General features: G+C 37.0%; 10 protein-coding genes and 2 pseudogenes. 7 read left to right on the forward strand and 5 right to left on the reverse strand.

Going from position 1 to position 10,506, the window contains the following annotated elements:
* Nucleotides 1-115 precede the first annotated feature (115 nt).
* Together YWE_RS0121630 and YWE_RS0121635 are read left to right on the forward strand one after the other, a co-directional pair.
* A complete protein-coding gene (locus YWE_RS0121630) occupies nucleotides 116-472 on the forward strand; it encodes a surface-adhesin E family protein (protein WP_029096339.1) in 357 nt (118 codons plus the stop codon).
* A 43-nt stretch (nucleotides 473-515) separates the two neighbouring features.
* The gene (locus tag YWE_RS0121635; RefSeq protein ID WP_029096340.1) at nucleotides 516-953 is read left to right on the forward strand and encodes a hypothetical protein; all 438 of its coding nucleotides are present in this window, start codon (nucleotides 516-518) and stop codon (nucleotides 951-953) included.
* A gap of 212 nt (nucleotides 954-1,165) precedes the next feature.
* Here the strand turns inward: YWE_RS0121635 and YWE_RS0121640 are convergent, their stop codons facing one another.
* The gene (locus YWE_RS0121640; protein WP_029096341.1) at nucleotides 1,166-3,550 is read right to left on the reverse strand and encodes an autotransporter outer membrane beta-barrel domain-containing protein; all 2,385 of its coding nucleotides are present in this window, start codon (nucleotides 3,548-3,550) and stop codon (nucleotides 1,166-1,168) included.
* Between the two features lie 1,764 nt (nucleotides 3,551-5,314).
* Between YWE_RS0121640 and YWE_RS31140 the strand changes: the two are divergent.
* Nucleotides 5,315-5,437, forward strand: a pseudogene (locus tag YWE_RS31140) (IS1 family transposase); the annotation flags it as partial.
* 90 nt (nucleotides 5,438-5,527) lie between these two features.
* Here YWE_RS31140 and YWE_RS0121655 read toward each other — a convergent pair.
* The 3 genes from YWE_RS0121655 to YWE_RS0121665 all read right to left on the reverse strand — a co-directional run bounded on the left by YWE_RS0121655 (nucleotide 5,528) and on the right by YWE_RS0121665 (nucleotide 7,179).
* Entirely contained in the window at nucleotides 5,528-6,010 is a 483-nt protein-coding gene (locus YWE_RS0121655; RefSeq protein WP_029096344.1) for a DUF805 domain-containing protein, read from the reverse strand.
* Nucleotides 6,011-6,128: 118 nt separating this feature from the next.
* On the reverse strand, nucleotides 6,129-6,557 hold the full coding sequence (locus YWE_RS0121660; protein WP_127526423.1) for a hypothetical protein: 429 nt from the start codon (nucleotides 6,555-6,557) through the stop codon (nucleotides 6,129-6,131).
* A 94-nt stretch (nucleotides 6,558-6,651) separates the two neighbouring features.
* Entirely contained in the window at nucleotides 6,652-7,179 is a 528-nt protein-coding gene (locus YWE_RS0121665; protein ID WP_029096346.1) for a hypothetical protein, read from the reverse strand.
* 685 nt (nucleotides 7,180-7,864) lie between these two features.
* Between YWE_RS0121665 and YWE_RS0121670 the strand changes: the two genes are divergently transcribed.
* The 4 genes and pseudogenes from YWE_RS0121670 to YWE_RS0121685 all read left to right on the forward strand — a co-directional run bounded on the left by YWE_RS0121670 (nucleotide 7,865) and on the right by YWE_RS0121685 (nucleotide 10,253).
* Nucleotides 7,865-8,179: an ArsR/SmtB family transcription factor gene (locus YWE_RS0121670; protein ID WP_029096347.1), complete on the forward strand. Its 315-nt coding sequence runs from the start codon at nucleotides 7,865-7,867 to the stop codon at nucleotides 8,177-8,179.
* Nucleotides 8,180-8,707 carry a rhodanese family protein gene (locus tag YWE_RS0121675; protein WP_029096348.1) on the forward strand — a complete coding sequence of 176 codons (528 nt, stop codon included), beginning with the start codon at nucleotides 8,180-8,182 and terminating at the stop codon, nucleotides 8,705-8,707. It begins immediately after the preceding gene.
* A gap of 102 nt (nucleotides 8,708-8,809) precedes the next feature.
* Nucleotides 8,810-8,955, forward strand: a pseudogene (locus YWE_RS30760) (IS256 family transposase); the annotation flags it as partial.
* Nucleotides 8,956-9,713: 758 nt separating this feature from the next.
* Nucleotides 9,714-10,253 (forward strand): ESPR-type extended signal peptide-containing protein, encoded by a 540-nt coding sequence (locus tag YWE_RS0121685; protein ID WP_029096349.1) that lies wholly within the window; start codon nucleotides 9,714-9,716, stop codon nucleotides 10,251-10,253.
* A gap of 27 nt (nucleotides 10,254-10,280) precedes the next feature.
* Here the strand turns inward: YWE_RS0121685 and YWE_RS29935 are convergent, their stop codons facing one another.
* The gene (locus tag YWE_RS29935; protein WP_099044059.1) at nucleotides 10,281-10,454 is read right to left on the reverse strand and encodes an IS3 family transposase; all 174 of its coding nucleotides are present in this window, start codon (nucleotides 10,452-10,454) and stop codon (nucleotides 10,281-10,283) included.
* Nucleotides 10,455-10,506: the final 52 nt, after the last annotated feature.

Consider the following 10,506-nt stretch of genomic DNA (forward strand, 5'->3'; position numbering starts at 1 on the left):
AGTAACTACATTTGTGTACATTATTAATTAGTTAATATGGCATACTGTATTTTTAATGCTCATACCCATTACTTCGCTCTTTAAAAGTAATAAACTGTAAATAAATGGAATTTAAATGAATAAACTTATTACTGTTATATTAGGGCTGTTATTAAGCTCAGCATGTTATGCATCAGGAAATTGGGTTAAAATTATGGAGAATGAGGACGCGGTGCTCTTTCTTGATAAGGACTCAATTACTCAAACTCAGGTTGAACATGTAAAACGAGCTGAATTAATTTTCAATAATAAGAAAAACGCATACTCAACCGTTACTGTCTATGAAATCAACTGTAAATCAAAACAAGACCATAGAGTTAAAATATCAGATTATGAAAAAGCAGATGCTCAAGGGAAACTGCTTGGCAGTCAAGTTATTAATGAGCCATTGGAGCCAGCAGATCAAAGGGCGGTTGATTTAATTTGTCACTAAAGTATGTCGCTGATAGGTATTTATTTTAAAACAAGGAAGTCGTATGAAATATTTTCGTGCTTTAAGCCTGTTGATTTGTATTTTTGCCATTTCGGGATGTGTTAAAGGGTATCACCTGATTGGAGAGACCCTGACTGGCAAAAGAGTAGAGCGTACTGAGGATGCAATGGCATCTTGGGTAGGTGCAGATATTGATGCACTAGTTGCTTCCTGGGGACCGCCATCATCGACATACCAGAATAGGGATGGCAGCATTATTTATGATTATTCTTATTCAACAACCAGGACTCGTGAAGCTCAATATAATGTTTATGGCCATGTATTAGTCCCCGGTGAGTCGAGCACAACCACCTGTAAAAGAGCATTTTTAGTCGCGCCTGATGGAATCATATCAAAGTGGAAAGTGACAACCCCGACATCATGTAGCTATACCGGAAATAAAATATCAAAAGATATTCCTATTCCTGTTTCTACCTTCTAATGGGTAAACATTAAATTTAACGCTCAATAATCATTAAAAAACCGCTTTTCCAAGCGGTTTTTTTATAGCTAAATTTTATATGAGCAATAATTTAAGTTGTCTAACCATCAATATCTTTTTCTCATTCGAGTTACAATCCGCTGTAGCCGTTTATATACCATCTGACCAAGCTTACCCAATGAAATATAAGATATTTAACAGCCACGTTATAATTAAAAATTATAACGGAACCCGACATTCCCCTGAATCGGCGACTCAATTTGACTACCGTTACGGTAGTTCAACTCCATATAAAGCGATGTCTTTTCTGAAACGGTTGCATTAATACCTAAGCCATATTTGCCAATGTTACCTGATAAATCATTATTAAAATCATAACGTTGATTAATCCGTACGTTATTAGACTTAATAAACTCACGCTCAATGGCAGCCTTCACATAAGGACTAAGCGTTGTCCCTTGGGCTAAGTCGAACGTTTTGCCAACGGAAATTCCTAATTCACCTTTAGCTGAACGATTATGGTCAAGATCGGCTTTCATACCATTATTCAACTCGATGCTCTTACTTTCTGCACTGAAATAGCTTGCCCGCAGGTAAGGTTCGATAAACATTCCCTGATTTAGCTGATAGTTATATCCGGTTTCAACCGAAGCACCAATCGCATTCTGGTGGTAGTCACTTCTGGCGATATCGCCGTTAGTTGTCGAAGCATTAAGCGAGTTATTAAAACGATTAGCCTTTAATACTCCATCCAGGTAGTAGCCTGAGTTATCAAAATAGGTGGCGTAAATACCGAGGCTATAGCTGTCAATATTGCTATTTCCACCTCGAGCATGTTTTAGCTTACTGTAGCTATAAGCGGTAAACCCACCGATCAGCATCTTGCCCGTAGCCAAATTTATCGCTTTATCACCGCCAATTTCGAAGCCATCCTGTTGCAGCTTATAGGCCGCACCCGATGAGGTATTCACCCGGGTATTGTTGGACAAATAGCGCCCCCATGCACCAAAACTATCACCGGCATTATTCCGCAAGTCCCCTTTTCTTAGACGCAGATTCTGTAGTTCTCCGTCAAAAATAAACTGACTGGCTGAAGCCATACTGAGTACCGCATCAGTTGACGGAGTGGTCTTGTGCTCTGGCGAAGGCGGAAGAATAACGATTGGCGGTATCACTTCCGGATCAGGATCTGGTTTTGGATCAACGGTAGCCTGCCAGTCAGCGCCTAAATACCAAATATTACCGGCTAAACCATCCTTATCACGCATCTGTTTAAGAGAATACATGTAAGCACCACCGTCTACACCAGCGATCGTCTCACCCGATAACGAAGCTAAAGAAAAATCAGCACCGTTGCTTTTGTCATTGATAATATTGAGCGTCTGATTGCCCGCGGAGGTTATCTCTTCACCTGAATCATTGATAATGACTTTATGATTTCCGCTACCGTTATCGATATTAAGGATGTTCCCTTTGCCCTGATTAATGGTGGTGTTAAAGCTAAAAATACCGGAGCCCGACAGAGTGCCCACCTGTAAACTGGCGTAGTTATCACTCCCTCCATTTTGGAATTTTACGCTGCCGCCCTGCAGGTTCAAATCGCTTATAGTCGCAACAGCGTTATTATTACTCGAATGACGAACAATTAAAGTCGTGTCGTTACCGTTGAGAATTACCTTATCCGCAACCGCCCCACCATCGGTGGCCGAATCCATATAAATAATTGCGGCATTATTAACCCGTGTCGTTCCGCTGAGCTTAGCCTCTGCTTTTACCCAAGAATAGGCATTGTCGTTTAACGTTGTATTATTAGCCTCCGAGCCAGCGTATAAAATCTGTGACGACGAATGGTTAAAAATAGCGTTAGTCGATACACCGAGGTTAGCTACCTGTTGAGATGATTGATCATTAAATATTGCATCAATACTTCTTCCATTGGTCGAAACCAACTGACTACTATCATTAAAGAAAGTCGAGTTTTTTGATGTTGCTACCGTATCCCATCCCCTATCCTCTCGTTGTATACCCCATAAAGTTTCTTTTGAGTTATCGTAATAACGGCTATTTGTTACTACTGGTGCATACCAAACTGATCCATCATCCTTGGTCTCAACATAAGAGCTACCATCACTGGCAAATTGGGTGGAAACCATAACGTATGAATTCCCTCTGGCAACCGTTTGGTCTGCGGTCGTCATAACCCACATTCCGCTATTATTTAACGTTGTGTTTTCCGCCCTGCCATAAATAGAAACATTGCTTCCGGCAGTGCTCGTTCCACCGACACTAAACCAGCTGTCGTTGACCTCCATAAACTTGACGGTACCCGACGATATTTGAATGCGAAAATGATTGTTCGGGCTATAAAGTTCATACCCATCCCCTTGCATAACAAAATGATTATCTTCGCTGCCCAATGTAATACCGTCACCGGCAGAAATAGAATGAAATTCATCAGGGCCAAATTTACTCTGTTCACAAACCGTTGAAATGGTATAGCCACTACAAGGAGCAGCATATGCGCCGATCGAGAACGAAGCAGTGACTATTGATGAGATAACAATAGTTAAATAAGTTTTTTGCAAACGATACTGCATAGCAACAGCTCCTTATTGCTTTTACACCCAGTACCTTTCCATGATTTTTACAAATCATCTGCTGAGTTAAATTAATTTTAAAAATGAGATGTTATTTATATCAAAATTGGAAAACACGCTTAAATCTGTTTAAATAAAGTAACCACCAAGAATTTAAATATTCCAGATATGTACCCACGGTCAAATTAACAGAATCACAAATGAGTGTTGCCCCATAAAGCCGCAAGCATACACCACCAATTTACGCGTATCGAGTTTAAATCATAAATAACACAACAATAGGTTAAAGTGCTTAAAAATACATTTATTTAGATAATAAACCCTAAATAATCAACATTTCAGTTCGCTTCCATATAGCCAAAAAAGCCTACCCTGCATAATAATTAATATTAACCATCAAAAATAAATATGTTTTTCTCACAAAAAACCATGACTTTAATGAGTGTTTTTTAAAAAACATTTAAAAATTAATTAATAGCAACCTAATTATAACAACGCGGAAGTATGAGCTATCTAAAGACATTTTAGTTGGAATATCTCTATTTTGGTTGCGAAAGGAACAGATTTAATTTAACAGAGGATAATTAAATGAAATAGCTATTAAAAACTATTATAAAGACAGGTAGTCTCCGTTAAATGAATAACATTTTCATCTTATGGCTCACAACCAACAAGAGTTAATATAATGAAACCAATAGCTGAAAGTAGAGATGAAAATCCCGTTTCGCTGAAAGCTTATTGAAGGCAACTGTCGATGTATCCCACTCTGTATCTCATTATCTGAGATACGGCAGGAACTACATCAACATATTGTTTTATAAGATAAGGGAGTCGGCCGTTAAGCAGACCGTCTAAAACAACGGGTTATCTTCCAACCGTATCAAGTTTTGATCAATTTACTGGTGTTGATGTAACTCGGCGTGTATTTAGTAAAATTGACTCTTCACGATTAGGTTTATTTTGTATGCGTTTTGAAGCGTAGTTCCCGTAAAAATTACATTTAAAACCTATACTAATCAACGCAAAGTATGTTCCAGCCATCCTTTCCAAAACTAAAATTCCCATCATACTCATTAATTCTACTTTCATTATTAATCAACGCTTCAATTTTTACACTATTAACGCTAAAAATTTCCTCCGCATCAATAATTACAATAAATCGTGAGTTATCGGCCCCGCCATAGAATTTATTTTTAATATTTACCGTTCCGCAAACATAAATAAAAAGATGGCCATCTGCCGCTGCTAAACGTTATTTTCTCATATAGAGGTTTGAGAATGTAATCGACTTCGCAGCAATCGAATTTGGATTCATTAACCTATAAATAACGCCTTCCTTCGCTAAATTTATAATTTTTTCATCCTGCGACTCGCAACCAACAAGAGTTAAGATAATAAAAATAATCGCAAGATTTAAATTTTTTGATATCCTTTGCATAATCAAAATAATTACCTAAATTTATATTTAAAGATAGAAATATTGACTTAATTATATAATTTATCAATTGATTATGAAGGGGTTGTGAAGAAATTGAATAATAACTGGATTTCTATTGTACATCAGAGCAATAGTGATGGTGTATAGCCGAATTGAGTAAACCCGTGTTGTGTTTGATGGCAAGAATGAATCACAAGAGTTACCTCACCTTTTGTATAAGAATCTGCCCTTATATCAAAACTAGTGACTCTCAGCTTTTCAAACCTGAGTGTTAGACCAAGTCGTAACTAATACGTATGAATGTATGCCGCTCTTAAAGTTCTCCGATGGCCAGTGCTAATCTTCATTGTTTCCGTTGTCAGTCTGCTCAAGTTTAAGGCCATGATCAGAATCCCAAAAGCTATGACAGATTTCGCTACCGCAACTGTCACCATGTATTTCAGATTACTTAAACTTCTGAAGTCTGTAAGCCGAGCGTTAAAAAACAGATCACAGAAATGATCTTATAATAAATAATTTCGTAATCAATCATACAATATCTATTCATTATTCCCTGGCATTAAGCATAAAGAAAATGTTAATAAAATGAAGAAACATCCTAAAGGTAAGAAAATAGTATAAATATACGGTGTATCAATATAACTTCGTCCAATACTCTGAGCAAATGCATTTAGAATTAGATACAGAAGACTAAGGAAAATTATTATAATACCAAAAATCATAGATAGAACCCAAGCACCTAAATAGTTTGCATCATGTAGTCGCCTCACAGTAAGCGCAACTGATGGTATTAAGGCAATTTTAGGAAAGTATGTTCTTATATCAACGAAATTAAATATCCAGCTAACAATATCTCCTAAGCTATTTAATTTCCCATCAAGATAAATCATCACCCCTAATATTAAAATATTGGTGAATAGGAAAATGAAGAACTCATATCGGCTAGCCTTACCATCGTAATCAAAAACTTTACCCCATGACTTAAAATAACTAAGCTCAAATATTCTTTGTATAATAAACATTATCACCTTACATTAAATAATAATATATTCTAAAAGATACCAATATTGACCTAATCAAATAACTTATCAAATAATTATAAATAGACGCAAAACAAGCTAATTAAATTTTATTCCCATGCTACTCAACACAAAACATGCTCCAGCCATTATTTTCAAAGTTGATATCTCCCTCGTTTTTATTTATGATATAATCACTATTAATTACAGATTCAAACATTACACTATTCACTCTTAAAAACTCTTCAGCGGAAATAATCACAATAAACCGAGAATTATTAAAACTTTCATAGAATCTACTTTTAACATTTACCGTTCCGCAAACATAAATAAATAAATGACCATCTGCAGAAGCCAAACGTTTCTTTATCATATAAACATTTGAAAATGTAATAGAATCTGGACTCACTAACTTAGAAATAACACTATTTTTTGCTAAAATAATAATTTTTTCATCTTGTGACTCACAACCAACAAGAGTTAAGATAATAAATAAAATAGCGACATGGAAAGTTTTAAAAAAATTTTTAAACACCATTATTATAATCAAGATAGTCACCTAAATTACATTTAAAAATAGAAAATAGACTTAATTACATACTCTATAAATTGATTATGAAGAGCTATGCAAATAGCTCCCACCGCTATTTTACCCCAGTAGTCCGTAAACAAAAATACAGTGGGAACAATGCCAGCACCAAACCAAGAAAACACAAATATACGTTATACATTGCGTTATAATGGTATATACGAAAAATATTTATTGAACCTGTATGTAAATAGATACTTACTAACATATAGTATGTCAGTAAACCTCCGCCGACTAACGCTAGTGTTAAAAATTTACGATAAGCAACCCCATTCAAGCGTCGGACAGTAAGAGATATAAATGGCGCAATAAATAAAACAGGAAAACATGGAATTATAAAAAAGTATATGAACAACCCCATACCTGAGATATCTATATTTTTCAATAAATTCACATCCATACGTTGTAACTCCAAAGCAATTATTGGAGTGAAAAATACAAAAATGAATATTATTGAGGTACAAAAAATAAAAATAAAAAACTCATACCGACTAGCATCACCATCATAGTCAAACGTTTTTTCCCATGTTCTAAAATAGCTAGATTCAAACACTCTATCTAAAAAATCATTATCATTCCCCATATCTTTTGGTCACCATAAAAGCGTAAGCATATCTATATTTTTACTAATTAATTATGAAGAGACGGTGAAGAATAGATAAACAATTAAATTATTTATCTATTCTTAGGCAGGTATAATCACGTATTCAATATGATAGCCATTTAGAAAACAGGGCACCAAAACTTAGATGAAATATAAGACATAAGCCGAGATATCATAAATCGGGCTCTTCTCAAGCTGTCACAGCCTAGCGATGATTTGAAAAACCGATTATCAGGCAGCCGAAAGTAGAGATAAAGAATCCCGTTTCGTTGCAAGCTTATTTAGGAGATACAGGGAACGTTTGATCCTGAAAGGCAACTGTCGATGTATCCCACTCTGTATCCCATTATCTGAGATACGGCAGGAACTACATCAACATATTGTTTTATAAGATAAGGGAGTTGGCCATTAAGCAGACCGTCTAAAACAACGGGCTATCTTCCAACCGTATCGAGTTTTGATCAATTTACTGGTGTTGATGTAACTCGGCGTGTATCTCATCTGTATTAGCTCAGACTCGATCTAACATTGCTCTTTGGTAGTACACGACTCAAACAGTCGGCTAAGAGCGAACAGCAGACATCCTGCTGTGCTTAAAACTTTTGTTGCGCGTAAGCATCATTTGATTTAGCATTTGCTAAATTTAGAAAAATCTAAAATACAAATGAAAGAAACTAAACTGTTTCAATTACAAGAAGGCGCCTCGCTGGCAACCACGCTGCTTAAGTCGATGAGTAACAGCAGTCGTCTGTTAATTCTCTGTATTCTTATTGATAAACCAGGTACCTCTTCGGGTGAGTTGGGGCAACTGACAGGTTTAACGCCTTCTGCAACCTCTCAACACCTTGCGAAAATGAAAGAAGATGGTTTGATTGAGTCAAAAAGAGTCGCGCAAAAAGTGAACTATTTCATCAAAAACGATGCGGTGAAAAAAGTTATTTCCACTTTAAAAGACATTTACTGTCCTGAGGATATTTAAATGACACCAGAATCAATCTCTCCGCAAGAGGCCAAAAAGCTTATTGAACAAGGCGCTGTGCTCATTGATATTCGAGAACGCGCTGAATACTTGCGTGAGCACATACCGCATGCTCGCTCACTTCCACTCACTGATATTACGGCAGGTAAAATAGTGGAAGGTGCGGAGCGACAGCCTGTCATTTTTCATTGCCAGGCAGGAATGCGTACGGTTCAAAATGCCAAAGCGCTAACGAAAGCCGCAAGCCCTGCGCCAGTTTTACTGATGGCAGGTGGCATTAACGCGTGGAAGAGCGTCGGCCTCCCAACAATCGAAGACAAAAAACAACCGCTGCCTATTATGAGGCAAGTTCAAATTGTTGCGGGCACACTTATTCTTACCGGTGTTGTTTTGGGATACACCGCTGATAGCAGGCTATTTCTTTTATCAGGCTTTGTCGGTGCAGGATTACTTTTTGCAGGTTTAAGTGGCTTATGTGGAATGGCCAATATTTTGTTAAAAATGCCATGGAATAGACCTGGAAAATAGAAATAACTTTCTGTCACTTTAATAAATTCAGAGGATATTTTGATGTCCGCTTCACGCCCTGAGACATTCGACAAGCTTTTTATGGCTTCAGCAAAGGCGAAATTCCCGACAGACGACTCAGTGCGAAAAGTGATTTATCTGGCAATCCAGGCGGCGTCGAAAAAATGGAATATGCCGATCCAGAACTGGCGGTTGGCAATGAGTCGTTTATTATCGAATTCGGTGACCGCTTAAACGGTCACCTTTAATAGGTTGGCAGTTACACAGAATTATGGACAGTCTCTCTGTTCGATGTGTAGCCATACCATGATGTAAGTACACCAGCTCTATTTGAATTCTAACATCTATTCATAGCGTTCTTATTCCTCAGCTTTACTCCCCCCACTAAGCACCTTTCTTATGCTTTAGTCTTCTTTTCAGTCACTCATTCCCTGCTTTCATTTGTATTCGTTCTCCTAGCCTAACGCTGATACTTCACCTTAACTCCCCCACTGCTTCAATTATACGAGAAACGGGTTGTAATAATATAAATCACCATCAGCTTATTTATATTATTACGATAAAACATTCACATTAAATACATGGTTAAATTAATAAACCTCCGTTACTAATAAGCCATTGTTGTTTCAAAAATGTTGCAAAAAATTTTTGAAATTGATCACAGTTAATTTATAAAAGAAAAGAACAAAAAGTTGTTTATTAAATTAAATGAATACATCAAATCAGAGCAAATAAAATTAATTACTTTAAAATCAATTAATTAACCAAAAAAAACAATTACCAAGGCCATTCAGTTGATTGAGATCAACGATCAGTTAAATAATAATGATCGATTACACCTATTGTTTTACTATGTTCAATAAATCATGAATCATTTATAAAACATAAACACAAAGCGTGTGAATCCATAATTGGAATATCTTATAAATCATGATCAAAAAGTTGATTTAGTTATGAGTAACCAAGCCTTAAACGTGAGTAAAACTATCGATATGGAATATCTATTATGAATAAAATATATAGAGTTATCTGGAATAGTACATTAGGACAATGGATTGTCACCTCTGAATTAGGGCGTGGAAAAACAAAAGGAACTACCTCTAAAGCGTTATCTGTTATTGCATTAACATCATTCTTAATCTCCCCTTCGGTTTCCGCGCTGACAATTGATGCCGGCGAGACTGTCAGTGTTCCAGAAACACAGAGTTCCCCTTGGGAAACCAGCAACCTTATTGTGGGTTCCACTGGGAGTGGGACATTATTGATTGAGGACGAGGGAAAGGTGATAAGTACGGGAATAGCTTACATCGGACAAGCAACTGGATCTATAGGTGTTGCTGAAGTGTCAGGTACGGGCTCTCTATGGGATAACAATAAGTATCTTTCTATTGGTCACTCTGGTAATGGTTTGCTTACCGTTAATGGTGGCGGCATTGTAAAAAGCCATTCAGGCTACATTGGCACCTACGGGACGGGAGTTGTTGAAGTATCTGGTGCTGGATCAGAGTGGAATAATTGGTACGGTAAGATTAGTTCAACTTACTGATCTGGTCTAGTAAAAGTTGACACCCCATTAAGCGGCAACCTCATATTCGTTGGGTGAAAGACCACCAAGATGAGTATGAGGTCGCCACATGTTGTAGTACTCAATAACATATTTACTGATATCTCGCTTCGCACTTTCCGCATCCGGATAGCAACGTTCTTTCACCCATTCCGATTTCAAGCTGCCAAAAAAACGTTCCATTACCGCATTATCCCAGCAGTTCCCACGCCGACTTTGGCTCAACTCAACGCCA

Source organism: Budvicia aquatica DSM 5075 = ATCC 35567, from assembly GCF_000427805.1.
In the GTDB taxonomy this organism is placed as follows: Bacteria; Pseudomonadota; Gammaproteobacteria; order Enterobacterales; family Enterobacteriaceae; genus Budvicia; species Budvicia aquatica.